Here is a 19,122-nt window from a genome sequence, read left to right as displayed (position 1 = left end):
GGTGGGTCTACCGAGGCTCTGAACTGAGCTTGCTCGCTTTCGCTGCGTTTCTTGTGGGCGCGTGACCGGGCACCGAGCCGGTCGCCGGGATTCTCTCTCTTTGCGTGCCCGACGCTGAAACCACGCCCGATGCCTGTCCAGGTGACAGGCATCCCGGTCTGCGGAGAACGAGAAGGCGGGCAACGCCAGCCCAATGACGCACGCTGCCCGTCACACCGGGTGGTGCTCGCGCACGTAGGCCTCCAGCCGGTCGAAGGCGGCGGTGAGGACCTCCTCCTGGGGCAGGAACACGATGCGGAAGTGCTGCGTGCCTTCCTTCTGCCCGAAGCCACTGCCGTGCACGAACAGCACGCCCGTCTCGCGCAGGAGCGACATCACGAAGGCCTCGTCCGACGTGACCCCGGGCAGTTGCATGCGCGGCATGGCGTAGAAGGCCGAGGACGGCTCCTGCATGCTCAGGCCGGGGATGGCGTTGATCCGCCGCACGGTCAAATCCCTCCGCGCGCGCAGCCGCGTCATCATCTCCTGGATGTGCTCCTGGGGCCCGTCCAGCGCGGGCGCGATGGCGTGCTGCTGCGGCCCGGACGAGCACAGCCGCGCGTCCGCCAGCCGCAGCACCGCCGCGCGCAGCTCCGGCATCAGGTGCGCGTTGTTGAAGACGAGCCAGCCCACGCGCCAGCCACACGTGAGGTACGCCTTGGTCAGGCCATTGAACGTCAGGATGGGCACGTCCGTGGCGAGCGCCGCCGTGGGCACGTGCGCCTTGTCGTAGATGAGCTTGTCGTAGATCTCATCCGACAGGACGACCAGGTTGCGCCGCCGCGCGATCTCCAGCAGCCCCTGCAACACCTCGCGGCCGAGCACCGCGCCCGTGGGGTTGTTGGGATTGCACAGCAGGATGGCGCGCGTGTCGGGCGTGCACAGCCGGTCGATCTCCTCCAGGTCCAACGACCAGTCGTGCTCCTCGTCGAGCGTGTAGGGCACGCCCACGGTGTTGAGCTTGGCCATCAGCGCCCCATAGAGCGGGTAGCCGGGGCAGGGCAGCAGCACCCGCTCGCCGGGCTCCAGGAGCGCCGTGAGCGCCAGCTCCAGCGCCTCGCTCGCGCCGGACGTCACCACCACGTCGTCCGGGGACACGGCGATGCCCTTGTCCGTGCACTCGCGGGCGATGGCCTCGCGCGCGGTGAGGATGCCCGCCGAGGGCGCGTAGCCGTTGTGTCCGTCCCGCATGGCCCGGCTCACCGCCTCGATGAGGTGCGGCGGCGTCTGGAAGTCGAACTTCAGCGGATCCCCGATGTTGAGGTAGAGGATGCGCCGACCCTGGGTCTCCAGGCGGTGGGCTTCGGCCACGACATTGCGGATGGCGTAGCGGACATTCTCGATGTGACGGGCGGGGCGGACCAAGTGGAGGACCTCGGGTGGAATGGGCGCGTTGTAACACCGCGCGTCGTGCCGTGCTCCCAACCCTGGGGGGGAGCCGCTGAACGGAAGGGGAGCGGTCATGTCTTTGTGGTTGCAACGAGGCGGTCGTGTCCTGGTGCTGGGGTTCGCGCTGCTGGGGGGCTGTGGGGAAGGGACGGAGGGCGAGCCCGGTTCGCCGCCCGCGTCGTCCTCCCGGGTGAGCGTGGAGTTTCTCGCGCCCCAGGAAATGGCCGTCACGCGCGGTGACCTGGGCATCGCCCTGAATGTGCGGGGGGGCGTGCCGGAGCGGATGGACCTCTATGTGGACGAGGGCTGGGTGACCCAACTCGAGGCGGCCAGCTACCGGTGGGACACCCGGGACTGGCCCGAGGGCGAGCACGCGCTGTCGGTCCGGGTGGCGTCGGGCACCCAGGGCTTCACGACGCCCAAGCGCAAGGTGGTGGTGGATCGCACACCGCCGCGCATCGTCTCGCGTCAGCCCGCGGCCGGCGCGAGGTCGGTCCGCAAGGGCGACCCCATCGTCCTGGAGTTCTCCGAGCCCCTGGAGCCCTCGGCCGTGGACACCCTGTGGCTGGAGGCGCAGGCGGCGGGCGATTTCCCGCGCACCCTGCGCGCGCCGCGCCTGTCCGAGGACCGCAAGACCCTCAGCTTCGCGGACGTGACGGACGCGTCGTGGATGCCCTACACCCTGTCCGTCGTCGTGCGCGGGGTCGTGGCGGATGGCGTGGGCAACCAGGGCACGCCGGCGTCCGAGGCCTGGTCCTGGCAGGTGACCGGCTACTGAGCGCGCTGAAACGCCCGGCGGGCGGCCCCCTCCTCGAGGGAGAAGAGGCGCCGCCCGCCGGGCAGTCACGTCCTGTCCGCGCGCCTCACGCCGGCTGGGGCGTGCCCTCGGGTCCACCGCCCTCGGGCTTGGAGGGCGGGGGCGTCTTCTTCTCGTGGCGCTTGAGCACCTTGCCGCGCGCCGTCTCCACCAGCGTGTAGAGCACGGGGATGAAGATGAGGTTGACGAAGGTGGACAGCAGCATGCCGCCGAACACCGCCGTGCCCAGGGACTTGCGCGACGAGGAGCCCGCGCCCGTGGCCAGCACCAGGGGCAGCACGCCCAGGAGGAAGGCGAAGGACGTCATCAGGATGGGGCGCAGGCGCGTGTCCGCCGCTTGAATCGCCGCTTCCACCACGCCCTTGCCCTGGTGGCGCAGCTGCTCGGCGAACTCCACGATGAGCACCGCGTTCTTGCTCGACAGGCCCACGAGCATGAGCAGACCCACCTGGCAGAACACGTCGTTGACGAGCCCGCGCAGCAACTGGAAGCCCAGCGCCCCGAGCATCGCCACCGGCACGGCGAGCATGATGACGAAGGGCAGGGCGAAGCTCTCGTACTGGGCGGAGAGCACCAGGAACACGAACACGATGCCCAGGCCGAAGATGAGCAGCACCGTGCCGCCCGCCTGCTTCTGCTCGAGTGACAGGCCCGTCCACTCGTAGGCGTAGCCGTTGGGCAGGCTCTGCCGGGCGACCTCCTCCATGGCCTCCAGCGCCTGACCGGTGCTGGTGCCCGGCGCGCCCTGGCCGTTGACGGTGGCCGAGCGGAACAGGTTGTAGTGCTGGATGGTCTGCGCCGTGGTGATGGGCGTGATGGTGACCAGGCTCTCCAGGGGCACCATCTGCCCCGTGGTGGAGCGCACGTAGAAGGACGCGATGTCCTTGGGCTCGCTGCGGAAGGGCGCGGCGGCCTGCACGTAGACGCGGTAGACGCGCGTGGCGAGCGTGAAGTCGTTCACGTACGCGCTGCCCATGTACACCTGGAGCGTGGAGTACAGCTCGTTGAGCGACACGCCGAGCGCCTTGGCCTTCTCCCGGTCCACCGACACGTTGAGCAGGGGCGTGGTGGCGGTGAAGGACGAGAAGACGCTGCGCAGGGGGCCCGCCTGGTTGGCCTTGGCCGACAGCTGCTGGGTCGCCGCCGACAGCTCGTCGAGCGTGTGCGTGCCCTGTTGATCCTCCAGCACGAACTCGAAGCCGCCCACGCTGCCCACGCCGCGGATGGTGGGCGGTTGGAAGGCCAGCACACGCGCGCCCTGGATGGAGGCCAGCGGCCCGCGCAGCCGCTCGATGATGCCCGCCACCGCCTGCTCCTTCTCCTCGCGCTCGGCCCACGGCTTGAGGTTGACGAAGAGCGTGCCGTAGTTGGGACCCGTGCCGAGCACCGAGAAGCCGCCCACGGTGAAGCGGCCGGTGACCTCGGGGATCTTCTCCAGCTGCTCCTCCACCTGGATGAGCACCTGCTTGGTGTAGTCCAGGGACGAGCCCTCGGGGCCCTGCACCGCGATGATGAGGTAGCCCTGGTCCTCCTCCGGGATGAAGCCGCTGGGGGTGACCTTGTAGAGCAGGCCCGTGAGGGCCATGAGCACCACGAACACGCCCACCACCCCCCAGCGCGCCCGGGGCCCGAGCAGCCGGCCGAGGAAGCGCGAGTAGCCGCGCCGGAAGGCATCCACCGTGCGGTCCACGTACTGGAAGACGCGCCACTTCTCGCCCTCGTGGGGCTTGAGCAGCCGCGCGCACAGGGCGGGGGACAGCGTGAGCGCCACCAGGGCGGACAGGCCGATGGAGAAGGCGAGCGTCAGGGCGAACTGCCGGTAGATGGAGCCCGAGGTGCCCGGGAAGAAGGACACGGGGATGAACACCGCGGAGAGCACCAGCGCCGTGGCGATCACCGCGCCGCCCACCTGCTTCATGCTGTCGTGGGTGGCCTGACGCGCGTCCGTCTTCTCCTCGGCCATGACGCGCTCGACGTTCTCGATGACCACGATGGCGTCATCCACCACCAGGCCCGTGGCCAGCGTGAGGCCAAAGAGCGTGAGGGTGTTGAGCGAGAAGCCAAACGCGCTCACGAAGGCGAAGGTGCCAATGAGGGACACGGGCAGCGTCGTGGCCACCACGAGGATGCTGCGCCAGCCGTGCAGGAAGACGAACACCACGATGATGACGAGCACCACCGCCTCGAAGAGCGTCTTGACCACCTCGTCGATGGACTCCTGCACCGCGAGCGTGGTGTCGAAGGAGCGCTCGTAGACGAGGCCCGGCGGGAAGTTCTGCTGCAGCCGCTGCAGCTCCTTCTCCACGTCCTCGCGCACCTGCAGGGCGTTGGAGCCGGCGAGCTGGGAGATGCCCAGACCCACCGCCTCGCGGCCATTCCAGCGCAAGAGCTGGTTGTAGTTCTCCGCGCCCAGCTCGACCTTGCCCACGTCCTTGATTTGCACGAGCCCACCGTCCGGCCCGCGCTGCACGACGATGTCCTCGAACTGCTGGACCGAGGAGAGCTGGCCGGCCACCTGGACGTTGATCTGATACGTCTGGCCGGTGGGGGCGGGGGGCTGGCCCACCTGGCCCGCGGCCACCTGCACGTTCTGCTCGCGCAGGGCGTTGGTCACGTCCGTGGCGGTGAGGCCCCGGCTGGCCAGCTTGACGGGATCCAACCACAGGCGCATGGCGAAGCGGCGCTCGCCGAAGATGCGCACGTCGCCCACGCCGTTGATGCGCAAGAGCGCGTCGCGGATGTACACGTCCGCGTAGTTGCTCAGGAAGCTCGTGGTGTAGCGGCCTTCCTTGTCATAGAGGCCAAAGGAGACGAGCAGCTGCGACTGGGCCTTGTTGATGATGATGCCCAGGGCGTTCACTTCCGAGGGCAGCTGGGCGCTGGCGCGCGCCACGCGGTTCTGCACGTCCACCGCCGCCACGTCGATGTCCCGGCCGGGATCGAAGGTGACGGTGATGGTGCTCTGCCCGCTGTTGGTGCTGCTGGAGGAGATGTAGCGCATGCCCTCCAGGCCGTTGAGCTGTCGCTCCAGCACGGTGGTCACCGCGCTCTCCACCGTCTCGGCGGAGGCGCCGATGTACGTGGACGTCACCGTCACCTGGGGCGCGGCGAGATCCGGGTACTGCTCGATGGGCAGGGTGGGCAGGGCGATGGCGCCCACGAGCGTGATGAGGATGGACAGCACGCTCGCGAAGATGGGCCGCTTGATGAAGAAGTCGGAGAACATGGGCCGTCACCCGCCCCCGCTGGTTCCAGCGTCCGTGCCGGCATCGGTGCCAGCGTCCGGGCGCCGGGTGCCGCCGTCGCCGGGCGTGGCCGTGCCCGCGTCCGCGGCGCCCCCCACTCCCGACTCCTCGCCGCGCGGCCTGGCCGGCTTGGGCTGCACGGGCTGACCGTCACGCAGCGACTGCAGCGCGCCCACGGCGACGGTGGCGCCCTGCTCCAGGCCCTTGAGCACCTCGTAGTAGTTGTCCTGGAGCGCGCCGAGCTGCACGGGGACGCGCTGCGCCACCTGGCCGCCGCCGTCTCCCTCGGTCACGACGGTGGCGAAGAACTGACTGCTCTGCTGGGACACGGCATAGGTGGGCAGCCGCAGGGACTCGCGCACGGCGTACTCCACCTCCACGTGCACCACCTGGCCGGCGAGCAGGCCCACCTCGTTGTTGTCGAACACCGCCTTGAGCTCCACGAGCTGGGTGTTCGCGTTGGGGGTGGGCGCCACGAAGAAGACGGGGGCGCGCACCACCGGCTTGCCCTCCATGTTCAGCACGTCCACCTGGGTGGTGCCGGGCTTCACCTCGGCGGCGCGCTCGGGCGGCACCGACACGGACAGCTCCAGGGCGCGGCTTTGATCCACGCTGGTGAGCGCCACCTGCTGGGTGACGTAGTCGCCCACCTTCACGGGGATGTTGCCCACCACGCCGTCGAAGGGCGCCGTCACCTGGTAGAAGCCCAGCTCCACCTGCTGCAGCTCCACCTGCGCCTCCGCCGAGCGCGCGCTCGCCTCGGCCGCCGCCGCCTGGGACACGGACTGCTCATAGTCCTGTCGGCTCAGCAGCCCTTCCTTGAGGAGCTGCTCGGCGCGCTGGCGCGTGCTGCGCGCGAACTGGCGCTGGGCCAGGGCGGAGCTGCGCTGGGCCTGGGCGCTCTGCACGCCCGCGCGGCCGATGCGCGGATCCACCTCCAGCAGCAGTTGCCCGCGTTTGACCTGCTCGCCGGGCCGCACCGCGATGCGCTTCACGTAGCCGTTCACCTGCGGGTAGAGCGTGATGCTGCGCCGGGAGATGAGCGTGCCGATGTACTCGCCCGTGTCGCGCACCGGGCCGGGCTGCACCTGGATGACCTCCACCGCGAGGGGCTGTCCGCCGCCCGCGCCTCCCCCGGGGCCCCCGGGGCCCCCCGCGCCGCCCGCCTGGGACGGGCCCTTGTCCTTGTCGCCGTGACAACCCGCGAGCGCCATGACGGTCAACCACACTCCCACGACGCCCCGCCTCACCAGTCGCATGTTGCCTCCACCAGGAACGACTCGATCCGTGCCTGGAAGAATTGGAACTCACTCACCACCAGATTCAGCTCCGCCTGCCGCAGCGCCGCCGCCGACACCACCAGGTCCTGGCTCGTGCCGGCGCCCACCTCGAAGGAGCGGCGCGTGAGGCGATCGTTCTCGTCCGCGAGCTCGCGCGCGCGCGAGGCGATGTCCTTCTGCTCCCGCGCCACCTGCACGCCGCGCCGGGCGCGGCGCACCTCCACCGTCAGCGAGCGCTCCAGCTCCACCGCCTGCTGCCGGGCCTGCTCCTCCTGGGCCCGCGCCTGGCGCACGAGCCCGCCACGCGCTCCGCCGTCATAGATGGGCAGGGTGAGCACCGCGCCGATGTTCCAGACGGGCACCCGCGCGAAGCCCGGGTCCACCGTGAAGCCCAGGGCGGTGCTCTGCGCCTCCAGGGTGGGCAGGTACTGCGAGCGCGTGGCGGACACGGAGCGCTCGGCCGCGAGCACCCGGGCCCGCGCGGCCGCCTGATCCGCCCGCTCGCGCACGTCCTGGAGCGCGCGGCACTCGCGCTGGCCCTGGGCGAACAGCTCCTCCAGGGACAGCTCCTTGTGGATGCCCACCGGCTCGTTCACCCCGAGCAGCTGCCCGAGCGCGTCGCGCGCCCGCCGCAGGTTCTCGTCGCCGGACACCACCGAGGTGCGCGCCGACTCCGTGTCCTGTTGCAGGCGGATGACGTCCAGCCGGGTGCCCGCGCCCAGCTCCAACCGGCGCTGGGCGAGCGCCAGCCGCTCCAGGGCGGAGCGCAGATTGACTCGATTCACGTCGGCGACACTCTCCGCGGAGGACACCTGGATGAGGGCCTGGGCGAGCGTGAGGGTGAGCTGGCGCTGGGTGTCGTCGAGCGACAGCTCGGTGGCCTGGCGCGTGGCGTTCGCGGCGCGCAGGGCGTTGACCGACTGGAGGTTGAACAGGGACACGGCGGCCGTCAGGGTGCCGGTGCCCACGGGGGAGGTGAGCGTGTAGTCCCCCACGCCGCCGCCGACACCGCCGCCACCGACGCCCCCACCCACTCCGCCTTGCAGGAAGGTGGCGCCCAGCAGGTTGTTCTGCACGGCGACCGAGCCATTGAGCGAGGGCAGCAGGCCCGCGAGCGCCACGCGCCGCTGGCCCCGGGCGGCCTCCACCTGGGCCAGGGCGATGGCCAGTTGCGTGGAGCGCTGGCGCAGCAGTTGGAGGGCCTCGTCCCAGGAGTTCAGCCGCACGGGCGCGGGGGCGATGGGCTCCAATTGAGGATCCGACACCTCGAGCTGGATGGGCGCGGGCGGGGCGGACGCGGGCGCCTGGGCCAGGCGTTCTCCAGCGGGCAGCGGCGCGGTGGTGAGCAGGGTGGCGAGAAGAAAGGGATTCATAGACAGGCCCCACACAGTGGGGCCGCCCGCATCGCTCCGCCGCTTGCCCTCGGGGGATCGTTGTGGATGGAAACAAAGAGTGCCCGCTGGTGAGCACTCCTCCTGCCTGAATGGCGTGAAATGACACAGGCGGACGCGGGGTCCTTGGGGCCCCACGGGTCGCCGGTCGTACGCCGGAGGGCAGGCGAGCACTCGTCGTTCACGGGGCGCGATGCCCACACCGGCTAGAGTCCCGGGCGCCCATGCCCAAATCCCGTTCCGCCGCTCCGGTCCCGGTGTCCGCTTCCGCGTCTCCGTCGCTCCACGCCGCGGGGGCCCCCGCTGGCGCCGTCGGGGTGCTTCCCGCCGCGCGGCTCATGGCACATGCCGCCGCGTGGCTGCTGCTGGTGGGCCTGCTCACCGGGGGGTACGTGGCCGCGGCGATGACGGGCAAGGTGCCCGCGGAGCCGCGCGGCGCGCTCGCCTCGCACCTCAACGCGCTGATGGGGACGTTCCTGTTGCTGGGCGTGGCCTGGTCGCTGCCGATGCTGCGCTACGGGCCCCGGGGCCAGACGCGGCTCGCCTGGGCCTTCATCGGGGCCAACTTCGCCAACTGGGCGGTGACGGCGGTGAAGGCGTGGCTGCACGTGGCCGGGGTGGATGCCACGGGCGAGCCGGTGAACGACGCCGTGTTCGGCGTGCTCACGCTCAGCGTGGTGCTGCCCTCGCTCGGGGCGGCGGCGGCGTGGGTGTACGGCTTCCGGCGGCCGACGCGGCCGTGACGTCAGCCGGGGGCGTCGCGCGGCAGGACGACCCGGAAGGTGGTGCCTTCGTCGGCCCGCGAGGTGAGCTGGACCTCGCCCCCGTGCGCCTGCGCGATGGCGCGCACGATGAACAGGCCCAGGCCCACGCTGCGCCCCTGCCGGTCCACGCCTTCCACGCCGCGTTGCATGGGCTGGAAGAGTGAGGCCTGGCGCTCGGGCGGGATGGGCTCGCCCTGGTTGTGCACGCTCAGCGTCACGGTGCCGTCGTGGGCCTCGGTGCGGATGTCCACGGGCGCGTCCGCCGTGCCGTACTTGAGCGCGTTGGTGACCAGGTTCTGCACCACCTGCTGGAGCCGGTCCGCGTCCCAGGCGCCCCGGCCATCGCCTCGCACCTCGTGGCGGATGCGCACCCCCGGCCGTGCCTCCTGGACTTCCTGCACCGCGCCGCGCGTCAGGTCGTGGAGGTCCGCGGGCCGACGCTCGATCTTCAGTCCGCCCCCGAGCCGCGCCTGGGTGAAGTCGAGCAGGTCGCGCACCATGCGCTCGGCGCGATCCGTGGAGGCCAGGATGCGCTCCACGGTGCGGCTCGCCTTCGGCTCGATGGCCCCCCGGCGCTGGAGCGTGGCCGCCCCGAGGCTGATGGCGGCCAGGGGGTTGCGCAGATCGTGGCTCACGATGCCGATGAGCTGCTGGGCGAAGTCCGCCCGACCGCTCTCCTGTTGCGCGAGCGCCTCGGCGCGCTCGCGGGCCCGCACCGAGTCCGTCACGTCCAGGGTGAGCACGAGCAGGCCGGTGATGCTCCCATCCAGCTCGCGGATGGGCTGCCAGCTCGCGTTGTAGAACCGCAGCTCGGGCGCGCCGGTGCCCCGCACGTCGATGTGCAGGGGCTGCTCGTGCTGGGTCAGGGGCTGCCCCGTGCGCAGCAGCGTCCGCAGCTGCTCGGCCATTCCCTGGCCCGCGAGCTCCGGGAGCGCGTCCTCCAGGCGGCGCCCCAGCAGCTCGCGCTGGCCCACCAGGCGACGGTGGACGGCGTTGGCCATCTCGTAGCGCAACGCCTGGCCGCGCAGCACGCACACGCCGAAGATGTCCTGCTCGGCGAGCGAGGCGAGCAGCCCCTCCCGTCCCGCGTCCGCCACCTTGCGGGAGGTGGCATCGATGGCGGTGCCGGAGATGCGCACGGGAGCGCCCGCCGCGTCGAAGGTGACCTGTCCCCGTGCGTCGAGCCACCGCACGGGCTGTCCCTCGCCGGGCAGCACCCGGTACTCCTGCAGGAGCACGCCCCCGTCCGCGCCCGTGAGCGCGGCGTGGAGGCCCCGGGCGATGCGCGGGGTGTCCTCGGGGTGGAGGTGCGCGAGCGCCGCCTCCAGGAGCGGCCGGGGCTCGTCCGGGGAGAGCCCGAAGAGCTCGCGCATGCGCCCATCCATCCGGATGTCCTGAAGACGGGGGTCGAGCTCCCAGGTGCCGGCGCCCGAGTTGGTGAGCGCCCCCTGGAGCCGCTGCTCGCTTTCGCGCACCCGCTCCGCCGCGCGCTCCAGCTCCCGGGCCGCGTGCTGGGCCCCCTCGCGCGAGCGCACGAGGTCCGTGACCTCCACCGCGTGGACGAAGATGGCGTCCATCTGACCCGAGGCGTTCCGGATGGGCTGGTAGACGAAGTCCAGGCACACGTCCTCGAGGGGCCCCTCGGGGCGCCGACGTAGCTGGAGCCAGGTCTCACGGCCGACGTACGGCTCGCCCGTGCGGCGCACCGTGTCCAGCAGGCCCAGGAAACCCTGCTGGGCCATTTCGGGCAGCGCCTCGGCCAGGGGGCGCCCGAGCACCTCCCGGCCACCCACGAGCTGGAGATAGCGCGCGTTGGCGACGCGGAAGCGGTGCTCGGGTCCCTCCAGCAGCGCGATGATGGCGGGGGCCTGCTCGAACATGAGCCGCAGCAGCTGCTCCTGAGCGGCGAACTGGTGCGAGAGCGCCTCGAGCCGCCCCTGCTCCGCTTCCGCCTGGGCCTGGGCCTCCCGCGCGGCGGCGACCGCCTCCTCGCGCTCCCGCTCCAGGCGCCGCAGCTGGGTGACGTCCTGGAGCATCGCCACGTAGCCCTCCACGCGGTCGTCGGCTCCCCGGTGGGGCATGAAGCTGACCTTCACGTCGCGCGTGCCCCCGAGGCGGTAGGGCACCCCGTGCTGCTCGAAGGAGAAGTGTTCCCCGGCGAGCCCCCGGCGCACGTAGGGGCCGAGGACCGCGTAGGCCGCCTCCCCGATGACCTCGCGGACCTTGCGCCCGCGCATCTGCTCGTCGGTGAGCCCGAACCACGAGCGGTAGGCGTGGTTGACGCGGCCATAACGCTCATCCGCGGTGACGAAGGAGACGAGGACCGGGATGGAGTCCAACAGCAGCCCCAGCTCCGCCTCGCTCCGGCGCGTTGCCCACGCCATCGCCCGGTGGAAGAAGTCCGCGACCCGCTGGACGTCCTCGAGGGCGATCGGCCCGGGCGCGGCCAGCTCGAGCACCAGCGCGTGCAGCGCCGCGTACTCGGCCAGCACCCGCTCGCGGTCGAACCCGGGCCGCGGGGCCGGAACGGGGACGGGGTGGCCCTGGCGCAGCGTCTCGGCGAGGGCCGTCAGGAACGGCGCCGCCTGCTCGCCCAGCTCGGGTGTTCGCCCCAGCCGCGCGCGCCAGCGCACGAGCAGCTCCTCCCGGTGGGTCGTGAGCAGATCCGCGAGCCCCGTCACGCGCGTGCCTCGTGAAAGGACCCCTCATGCGCGAGGTGGGCGCGCGTCTCTGGAATGCGGTCGTTCAGCACGGGAGGGGGCGCGGGGACAGGAGGCGCCGTTGGATGTCTAGCGCATCCCTCCGTGGGCGTCACCGGGGGAGGGCAAGGACCCCCGCCGCTCTTCCGGGAATCGTTGCACCTCCAGTCGTCCCTCGGTCTGGACTGGCGGTCCCCCGGGTTTCACGGCACAAGGCGCGCCATGACCTCGATCGTGGCGCTGCTGGTCGCCTGCCTGCTGCTCGGGCTGCTCGCGCGGCGCAGTGGCCGCTTTCCGGAGCAGACGGCGCCGGTGCTCAACACCTACGTGCTCTACGTGGCGCTGCCCGCGCTGGTGTTGCGCTCCATCCACCGGCTGTCGCTCGTGCCCGAGCTGCTGCTCGCCGCGCTCACGCCCTGGCTCGTCTTCGGCGCGGCGTGGCTGCTCTTGCGCGGGGTGGGGCCGCGCCTGGGGCTCGCGCCGGCGAGCGTGGCGGCGCTGGTGCTCTCGGGAGGGCTGGGCAACACGGCCTTCGTGGGCCTGCCCTTCATCGAGGGCGCCCGGGGCCCCGAGGGCGTCACGGTGGCGGTGGTCGTCGATCAGCTCGGCTCCTTCCTGGTGCTGTCCACGCTGGCCTCGCTCTTCGCGGCGCGCGCGGCGGCCCGGGACACGCGGCCCGGAGCGCTCGTGCGCAAGCTGCTGACGTTCCCGCCGCTGCTCGCCCTGGGGGCCGGGTTCCTGTCCCAGGCCTGGGCCTGGCCCGGCTGGATGGATGACGTGCTCGCGCGGCTGGGCGGGTCGCTCACGCCACTGGCGCTGTTCTCGGTGGGCTACCAGCTGCGGCTGTCGGGACTCGCGGGCCGGGGCCGGGCGCTGGTGCTGGGCCTCGGGTACAAGCTGGTGCTCGCGCCGCTGCTCATCGCCCTGGTGCTGCTCGCGGTGCCGCGCCTGGACCGGCTCGTCTTCGAGGTGTCGGTGCTCCAGGCGGCGATGGGCCCCATGGTGACGGGGGCCCTCCTCGCCGTGGAGCACGACCTGGACCCCGACCTGGCCGTGCTCATGGTGGGCGTGGGCATTCCGCTGTCCTTCCTCACGCTCGCGGGCGTCCTGTGGGCCCTGGGGCCTGGCGGCCTCGTGTGAGCGGGCCTACTGCTCGCCAATCACCACGAAGCGGATGGCGGCGTTGAGGACCGAGACGGAGACGGCGTTGCCGAAGTAGCCCCCGCCCGAGTCCCCGCCCCCGAAGCCCCAGAAGCAGACCCGGTAGATGCGGTCCGCCCGGACGTTGAAGTAGGGGGCCTCGTGCCCGTAGAGGTAGGCGTTGTCGTCGTCGGGGGAGGGATCGCTCGGGTTGGTGTGGTGCTCCCACCAGCCCGTGCCATCGGCCCAGGTCCGGTAGCGGTGGTCCAAGTCCTTGGAGCGGCCGGTGCCATCGCGGTTCCAGCTCAGCACGAGAATCCCGAACCCGCCGTGCCCGTGCGCGGTGTAGCCATACTGGGACCGGAGGTCGTATTGGTAGTTGAAGGGCGCGTAGGCCCGGGGCTGGGCCTGGGTGTCCCGCGTGGGCACGAACTCCGTCCAGACGCCCACGCCCGCCGAGGTGGCCCCATCCGCGGAGCCCATGAAGTAGCGCAGGTCGCCCGTCTGCCGGTTCGCGGTGAGGTTCTGGATGGTGGCGACCTCGCCCGACACGCGCGGCGGGGACATCCAGACATCCACGTAGGGCGGGCCCAGGACGTGGAGGTGGCGGTCCGGCTTGGGGATGAAGAAGTGGCTGTCCATGACCTGGTAGGGCCGGGTGATCACGGCGCGGGCGGTGGGCGAGTCGGTGAACGTCGCGCGGGGCTTGAAGCGCTCGTCGCCCAGGAGTGCGTCGAGCTGTTCGCGGGGCGGTGAGGGATTCCGGGGCGAGAGCCGCTCGAGCTCCTCCCGCGCGAAGCTCTTGCGAAGCAGGGCCTCGGTGACCCGCGGACCCACGAGCGTCCGGGCCCGGACCTCGTCCTGGCGCCGGGTGACGGTGTCGAACACCGCGTCGAGCTCCGACCGGGCTTCCTCTGAAAGATGGTCCGAGACCTCCGGGACCGCTGCGGTAAGCGACATGATTCCCTCCTCGGGAGCGACGCTCCCGGTGAGAAGGACGCGCCTCGTGCGGGATGTGACGGTTCGCGTAGCATCGCGCGCCATGGCCATCTCCCAGCTCGAGGTCTCGGGGTACCGCTCGGTGCGCAAGCTGGTGCTGCCCCTGGAGCGGCTCACCGTGGTGGTGGGGCCCAATGGCAGTGGCAAGACGAACCTCTACCGGGCGCTGTACCTGCTGTGCGCGGCGGCTCAGGGGCAGCTCACGCGCGTGCTCGCGGACGAGGGCGGCGTGCCCAGCGTGCTGTGGGCGGGCGCGCGGGAGAAGAAGCCCGCCCGGCTCACCGTGGGCGTCACGCTGGACGGGCTGGCATACGAGCTGAGCCTGGGTCCCGTGCCGACCGGTCCCCTGGACCCGAGCTTCTTCATCCTCGACCCCGAGGTGAAGGAGGAGCACCTGTGGGCGCTGGAGGCGCGCCGCAAGCTGGTGCTCATGGAGCGCAAGGACCGCTCGGCCTTCCTGCGTGACGGCGAGGGGCAGCGGGTGGCCTTCCCGCTGACGCTCTGGTCGGGCGAGTCGGTGCTCGCGCAACTGGCCGAGCCGCACCGCTTCCCTCGGCTGTCGGAGCTCCAGGGCACGCTCCGGCAGTGGCGCTTCTACCATCACTTCCGCACGGACCCCGACGCGCCCCAGCGCTCGCCTCAAGTGGGCGTGCGCACGCCCGTGCTCGCGCATGACGGTCGGGACCTGGCGGCGGCGCTCCAGACCATCGTGGAGATCGGCGACGCGGCCGGACTGGAGCGCGCCATCACCGAGGCCTTTCCCGGCGCGCGGCTGGAGATTCAAGCCACCGAGGGCCGCTTCGGTCTCTGGCTCCACCAGGCGGGCCTCGCGCGTGCGCTGTCGGCGCGGGAGTTGTCCGACGGCACCCTGCGCTACCTCTGTTTGCTGGCGGCGCTCCTCAGTCCCCGTCCTCCGGAGTTCCTCGTCCTCAACGAGCCGGAGACGAGCCTGCACCCGGAGCTGCTCGGCCCGCTGGCCCGGCTCCTGGTGGATGCCTCCCAGCGGAGCCAGATCTGCGTGACGACGCATGCGGACGCCTTGTCCGAGGCCCTGGCCCGGAGCGGACGGAGCACCTCCGTGCGGCTGCGCAAGGTGCAGGGCGCCACCGAGCTCGTTCGCGCCGACGAGGAGGAGTCGTGACGGGGGAGGCTGCGCGCGTCGGTCTACTGTGCCCCATGACGTGTGCTTGCCCGGGCAGCGCATGCGGAGCCGGGCGGGGCGGTTAAAGAAGGTAGCGGTCCGTCGCCGGGGTGCTGAAGCTCGCGCCTCACGAGACCGTAGACCCACCGTGAGGGACCGACTCTTGAATGACTTGCTGCGCAGCCCGGGTGAGCTCGCCGCCTCGCTCGACAAGGCGCTGGCCGCCGCCCCCCATGACGCCGCCCGGACGGACTCCTGGTTGTTCGTCTACGGCTCCATGCTGGAGGCGCCGCCCTTCACGCCCGTGGAGCGGCGGCTCGCGACCCTCGAGGGCTGGACGCGGCGCTTCTGCCTCGCGGATCCGAAGATGCGGGGCACCGCGCGGCACCCTGGGTTGAGCTTGGGACTCGTGCGGGGGCGGAGCTGTCGGGGCATCGCCTACCGGCTGTCCGCGCGCACCGTGCGCGAGGAGCTGTTCCGGGTCTGGGAGCGCGAGATGACGCTGCCCTTCTACGTGCCGTGCTGGCTCGAGACCTGGACGACCGAAGGCGGCATTCCCGTGCTGACGTTCTGTACGGATCCCGTGGGCCCGCTGCATGAGCCCACCCCCGAGCCGGGCGCGATGCTCCAACGCCTCGCCACGTGCGAGGGGGAGAGCGGCCCGAACGCCGACTACCTCGAGGAGACCGTCCAGCAGCTCGCCGAGGCGGGCATTCCCGATGCGGACCTGGCCCAGCTGGCCGAGCGGGTCCGCGCCGCGCGCGCCGTCCTCGTTCCCTCCGGGCGGTGACGCGCCGGTGCTCTAGGATGGGCGGCATGACCTCCCCCTTCGCCGAGCATTTCCCCGCCTTGCGGCTGGACTTCAGCTACCTGGACAACGCGGCGGGGGCGCAGGTGCCCGCGCGGTGCATCGACGCCATCTCCGGCTACCTGTCCACGGGCAGCTGCAACGTGAACCAGCCGTATGGGGTCTCGGTGCGCACCACGGAGCTCAAGGCCCGGGCGCGCGCCGCGACGGCCGAGTTCCTCGGCTGCCAGCCCGACGAGGTGATGCTGGGCACGAGCGCGACGGCCCTGTCCTTCCAGCTCGCGCGGGCCTTCTCGCGGCTGTTCCAACCGGGCGACGAGGTCGTCATCTCGGAGCTGGAGCACGAGTCCAACGCGAGCCCCTGGCGGGACCTGGAGGCCCAGGGCGTGGGCGTGCGGCTGTGGCGGGCGCACTGGCCCGAGGGGCGGCTGGAGCTGGCGGACCTGCGCGCGCTGCTCACGCCGCGCACGCGGCTGGTGGCGCTCACGGCGGCCTCCAACGCGGTGGGCACGGTGCCGGACGTGGCCGGAGCGGCGGCGCTGGCGCGCGCGGTGGGCGCCTGGACGCTGGTGGACGCGGTGCACGCCAGCCCGCACCTGCTGCCGGACGTGAGGGCCTGGGGCGCGGACTTCGCGCTGATGTCTCCGTACAAGGTCTTCGGGCCGCACCTGGGCTGTCTGTACGTGCGGCGGGACCTGCTGGCGCGGCTGCCGGCGGACAAGCTGTGGTTCGTGCCCGACGACAGCGTGCAGAAGTTCGAGCCGGGAACGGCGCCCCATGAGCTGCTCGCGGGGTGGTTGGGCTCCTTGGACTACGTGCGCGAGGTGCTCGGGGACGGGGTGCCCGGACGCGCGGGTCTGGAGCGGGCCTTCCGCCGCATCGTGGCCCTGGAGCAGCCGCTGCTGGAGTCCACCCTGGAGCGGCTCCTCGCCCATCCCCGGGTGCGGCTCTACGGCATCGCCGAGCCCCAGGGACGCGTGGCCACGTTCTGCTTCAACGTCCCGGGGCGCACGCCCCGCGCGGTGGCCGAGCACCTGGCCCGGCACGGCGTGGGCGTGGCGGCCGGGCACTACTACTCCACGATGACGGCCCAGGCGCTGGGGCTGATGCCCGAGGGCGCCGTGCGCGTCTCGCTGCTGCACTACAACAGCGCGCGGGACGTGGAGCGCCTCATGGATGCGTTGAACCGTCTGCCCTGAGCGGGCGCGCCCCGTTCAGCGCCCGACGCCCGGGCCCGGGTTTTGTCTCGCCAGTCATCAGATGCCGCGCGGTTGGCTGTCCGCCTCGCGCTGGCTCGTGACAAGCACGCGCTCCAGGACCGAGGCGCGGTCCGGGAGAGTTCCAAGACATGTCGACGTTGACGAGGCGCATCCTGCTCGCGGGCGTACTGTCCTTCGCGAATCTGTCGTGTGCCATGCGGTCCGGAGCGGCCGGGGGCGTTCCCACGCGGCCCGCGCCCACGCCGCTCCATCCGCTGGAGGCCTTCTCGGCGGCGGAGTACACGCGGGCCCTCCACCTGCTGCGCGAGCGGGGTCACGTGAACGAGCACACGCTCATTTCCCTGGCCGCGCCCTGGGAACCCTCCAAGGAAGAGCTCGAGGCCTTCGAGGCGGGGACGCCCGTGCCCCGCCGCGCTTTCGTGGTGGTCCATGACACCGCGCGGAACATGACCTTCGAGGCGCGGGTCCGGCTGACGCCCCCCGAGGCCGTGGAGGAGTGGAAGCACGTGCCCGGCGTGCAGCCCTCGCTGGTCACCGCGGACAAGGAACTGGGCAAGGCCCTGGTGTGGAAGGACGAGCGCTGGCTCACCGCCATGCGCCGACGGGGGTTGGGCAATCCTCAGCACATCCACCTGGACACCTGGGCACCCGGGCCTTCCCAGGACCCCGCGCTCAAGGACCATCGGCTGCTGCGTGTCTTTCCCTTCTTCAAGGGCGACAGCGCCTATGCCTATGCGCGGCCCGTGGAGGGCGTGCTCGCGCTCGTGGACCTCACCACGCGCACGGTGGTGGACGTCATCGATGGGGACGTCGTCCCCGTGCCCCAGGACGCCGGGGCCTTCGACGCGGCCTCCGTCGGTCCGCCGAGCCCCCGTCCCCGGCCCATCGTCATGACCCATCCGGAGGGGGTGAACTTCACGGTGACGGGCAACGAGGTGCGCTGGCAGAACTGGCGCTTCCGCGTGGAGGCCCATCCGCGGGAGGGCGCGGTGCTCCACCAGGTGACCTACGCGGACGGAGGGCGGGAGCGCAAGGTGCTCCACCGGCTGTCCCTGTCCGAGATGGTGGTGCCCTATGGCGACCCCGGGGAGACGTGGTCCTGGCGGAGCGCCTTCGACGTGGGCGAGTACGGCTTCGGCAACCATGTCGGACCGCTGGACCCGGGCGTGGATGTGCCCGCCGGTGCCGCGTTCCTGCCGGCCATCGGGAGCAACGGCGCGGGCGAGGTCCTCGAGACCCCCCGCGCGCTCGCCCTCTACGAGCGCGATGGCGGCATCCTGTGGAAGCACTACGACACCGACGCGAAGCGCAACGAGTCCCGGCGGGGCATCGAGCTGGTGGTGGCCTATGGGGTGGCGGTCGCCAACTACGACTACCTCCTGGCCTATGTCTTCAAGCAGGACGGCTCCATCGCGGTCGACGTCCAGCTCACGGGCATCATGCTGGCCAAGGGCGTGCGGCCCGAGTCCGGCCACGCGGGGCACGCGGGGCATGATCCGTTCGGCCACAAGGTGGCCGAGGGCGTCCTCGCCGTCCATCACCAGCACTTCTTCAGCTTCCGGCTCGATCTGGATGTGGACGGGCGCCGCAACTCCCTCCTGGAGATGAACACGCGCTCGCTGCCCATGGGCGCGGCCAACCCCCTGGGCAATGCCTTCGCCATGGACATGGAGCCCCTGGCCAGCGAGGCCCGCGCCCAGCGCGACATGAACCTGGCGAGCGCGCGGCGGTGGTTGATCCAGAACCCCCAGGAGCACAACACGCTGGGAATGCCCACGGGCTTCGCGCTGGTTCCGGGCGAGAACACCGTCCCCTTCGCCGCGCCGGAGAACCTCTCGCGCAGGCGCGCGGGCTTCATCGACCACCACTTCTGGGCCACGCGCTACGCGCCGGGCGAGCTGAATGCCGCCGGGGCCTATCCCAATCAGAGCCGGGGCGGGGACGGTCTGCCCACCTGGGTGAAGGACGATCAGTCCCTGGTCGGCGAGGACGTGGTGGTCTGGTACACGCTGGGCGTGACGCACACGCCGCGCCCCGAGGAGTGGCCGGTCATGCCCGTGGCCCACGCGGGCTTCCACCTGCTGCCCGTGGGCTTCTTCGCGCGCAATCCCGCCCTGGCGCTGCCCCGGGTGTCCATGGATCCCGCGTCCCCGTAGATAGGGGCGCCCCGCAACGAAGTGCGCACGCACT

At 71.7% G+C, this 19,122-nt stretch carries 13 protein-coding genes; 7 read left to right on the top strand and 6 right to left on the bottom strand.

Annotation, left to right across the window (positions count from 1 at the left end; translation table 11 throughout):
• Positions 1–210: 210 nt before the first annotated feature.
• Positions 211–1,404, bottom strand: coding sequence for an aminotransferase class I/II-fold pyridoxal phosphate-dependent enzyme (locus I3V78_RS37440; RefSeq protein WP_204495664.1), 1,194 nt, complete (start codon positions 1,402–1,404; stop codon positions 211–213).
• A gap of 97 nt (positions 1,405–1,501) precedes the next feature.
• On the opposite strand from I3V78_RS37440, the gene I3V78_RS37435 reads away from it, so the two are divergent.
• On the top strand, positions 1,502–2,206 hold the full coding sequence (locus I3V78_RS37435; RefSeq protein WP_204495662.1) for an Ig-like domain-containing domain: 705 nt from the start codon (positions 1,502–1,504) through the stop codon (positions 2,204–2,206).
• Positions 2,207–2,291: 85 nt separating this feature from the next.
• Here I3V78_RS37435 and I3V78_RS37430 read toward each other — a convergent pair whose 3' ends face one another.
• Genes I3V78_RS37430 through I3V78_RS37420 form a run of 3 tightly spaced genes read right to left on the bottom strand, consistent with a single transcriptional unit; the run spans position 2,292 to position 8,143 of the window.
• A complete protein-coding gene (locus I3V78_RS37430; protein WP_204495654.1) occupies positions 2,292–5,471 on the bottom strand; it encodes an efflux RND transporter permease subunit in 3,180 nt (1,059 codons plus the stop codon).
• Positions 5,472–5,477: 6 nt separating this feature from the next.
• Positions 5,478–6,749, bottom strand: a complete 1,272-nt coding sequence (locus I3V78_RS37425; protein ID WP_204495651.1) for an efflux RND transporter periplasmic adaptor subunit — start codon at positions 6,747–6,749, stop codon at positions 5,478–5,480.
• Positions 6,737–8,143 (bottom strand): TolC family protein, encoded by a 1,407-nt coding sequence (locus tag I3V78_RS37420; RefSeq protein WP_204495649.1) that lies wholly within the window; start codon positions 8,141–8,143, stop codon positions 6,737–6,739. Before I3V78_RS37420 ends, I3V78_RS37425 begins: the two co-directional genes overlap by 13 nt.
• Before the next feature lie 242 nt (positions 8,144–8,385).
• On the opposite strand from I3V78_RS37420, the gene I3V78_RS37415 reads away from it, so the two are divergent.
• Positions 8,386–8,904, top strand: a complete 519-nt coding sequence (locus I3V78_RS37415) for a styrene oxide isomerase (protein WP_239576964.1) — start codon at positions 8,386–8,388, stop codon at positions 8,902–8,904.
• A gap of 2 nt (positions 8,905–8,906) precedes the next feature.
• Here I3V78_RS37415 and I3V78_RS37410 read toward each other — a convergent pair whose 3' ends face one another.
• The gene (locus tag I3V78_RS37410) at positions 8,907–11,606 is read right to left on the bottom strand and encodes a PAS domain-containing protein (RefSeq protein ID WP_204495646.1); all 2,700 of its coding nucleotides are present in this window, start codon (positions 11,604–11,606) and stop codon (positions 8,907–8,909) included.
• Positions 11,607–11,846: 240 nt separating this feature from the next.
• Between I3V78_RS37410 and I3V78_RS37405 the strand changes: the two genes are divergently transcribed.
• The gene (locus I3V78_RS37405) at positions 11,847–12,764 is read left to right on the top strand and encodes an AEC family transporter (RefSeq protein ID WP_204495640.1); all 918 of its coding nucleotides are present in this window, start codon (positions 11,847–11,849) and stop codon (positions 12,762–12,764) included.
• A 6-nt stretch (positions 12,765–12,770) separates the two neighbouring features.
• Here the strand turns inward: I3V78_RS37405 and I3V78_RS37400 are convergent, their stop codons facing one another.
• Complete coding sequence (locus I3V78_RS37400) at positions 12,771–13,724, bottom strand: hypothetical protein (RefSeq protein WP_204495638.1); 954 nt, start codon at positions 13,722–13,724, stop codon at positions 12,771–12,773.
• Positions 13,725–13,806: 82 nt separating this feature from the next.
• Here I3V78_RS37400 and I3V78_RS37395 point away from each other — a divergent pair, with 82 nt between their 5' ends.
• The 4 genes from I3V78_RS37395 to I3V78_RS37380 all read left to right on the top strand — a co-directional run bounded on the left by I3V78_RS37395 (position 13,807) and on the right by I3V78_RS37380 (position 19,088).
• Positions 13,807–14,904, top strand: a complete 1,098-nt coding sequence (locus tag I3V78_RS37395; protein WP_204495636.1) for an AAA family ATPase — start codon at positions 13,807–13,809, stop codon at positions 14,902–14,904.
• A gap of 163 nt (positions 14,905–15,067) precedes the next feature.
• Positions 15,068–15,694 carry a gamma-glutamylcyclotransferase gene (locus I3V78_RS37390; RefSeq protein ID WP_204495633.1) on the top strand — a complete coding sequence of 209 codons (627 nt, stop codon included), beginning with the start codon at positions 15,068–15,070 and terminating at the stop codon, positions 15,692–15,694.
• A gap of 26 nt (positions 15,695–15,720) precedes the next feature.
• Entirely contained in the window at positions 15,721–16,911 is a 1,191-nt protein-coding gene (locus I3V78_RS37385; RefSeq protein WP_204495625.1) for a cysteine desulfurase-like protein, read from the top strand.
• A 149-nt stretch (positions 16,912–17,060) separates the two neighbouring features.
• Entirely contained in the window at positions 17,061–19,088 is a 2,028-nt protein-coding gene (locus I3V78_RS37380) for a primary-amine oxidase (protein WP_204495622.1), read from the top strand.
• The last annotated feature ends 34 nt before the right edge of the window (positions 19,089–19,122 follow it).

This window comes from Archangium primigenium, from assembly GCF_016904885.1.
Lineage (GTDB): Bacteria > Myxococcota > Myxococcia > Myxococcales > Myxococcaceae > Cystobacter > Cystobacter primigenius.
Note: the sequence above shows the minus strand (reverse complement) of the source record. Positions and strands in the feature narration are given on the sequence as shown.

What these genes read in the sequence shown, in the direction of transcription:
- I3V78_RS37400 (WP_204495638.1), bottom strand. Translation starts at nt 13,724, where the DNA reads ATGTCGCTTACCGCAGCGGTCCCGGAGGTCTCGGACCATCTTTCAGAG.
- I3V78_RS37395 (WP_204495636.1), top strand. Translation starts at nt 13,807, where the DNA reads ATGGCCATCTCCCAGCTCGAGGTCTCGGGGTACCGCTCGGTGCGCAAG.
- I3V78_RS37380 (WP_204495622.1), top strand. Translation starts at nt 17,061, where the DNA reads ATGTCGACGTTGACGAGGCGCATCCTGCTCGCGGGCGTACTGTCCTTC.
- I3V78_RS37430 (WP_204495654.1), bottom strand. Translation starts at nt 5,471, where the DNA reads ATGTTCTCCGACTTCTTCATCAAGCGGCCCATCTTCGCGAGCGTGCTG.
- I3V78_RS37385 (WP_204495625.1), top strand. Translation starts at nt 15,721, where the DNA reads ATGACCTCCCCCTTCGCCGAGCATTTCCCCGCCTTGCGGCTGGACTTC.
- I3V78_RS37405 (WP_204495640.1), top strand. Translation starts at nt 11,847, where the DNA reads ATGACCTCGATCGTGGCGCTGCTGGTCGCCTGCCTGCTGCTCGGGCTG.
- I3V78_RS37425 (WP_204495651.1), bottom strand. Translation starts at nt 6,749, where the DNA reads ATGCGACTGGTGAGGCGGGGCGTCGTGGGAGTGTGGTTGACCGTCATG.
- I3V78_RS37415 (WP_239576964.1), top strand. Translation starts at nt 8,386, where the DNA reads ATGCCCAAATCCCGTTCCGCCGCTCCGGTCCCGGTGTCCGCTTCCGCG.
- I3V78_RS37435 (WP_204495662.1), top strand. Translation starts at nt 1,502, where the DNA reads ATGTCTTTGTGGTTGCAACGAGGCGGTCGTGTCCTGGTGCTGGGGTTC.
- I3V78_RS37420 (WP_204495649.1), bottom strand. Translation starts at nt 8,143, where the DNA reads ATGAATCCCTTTCTTCTCGCCACCCTGCTCACCACCGCGCCGCTGCCC.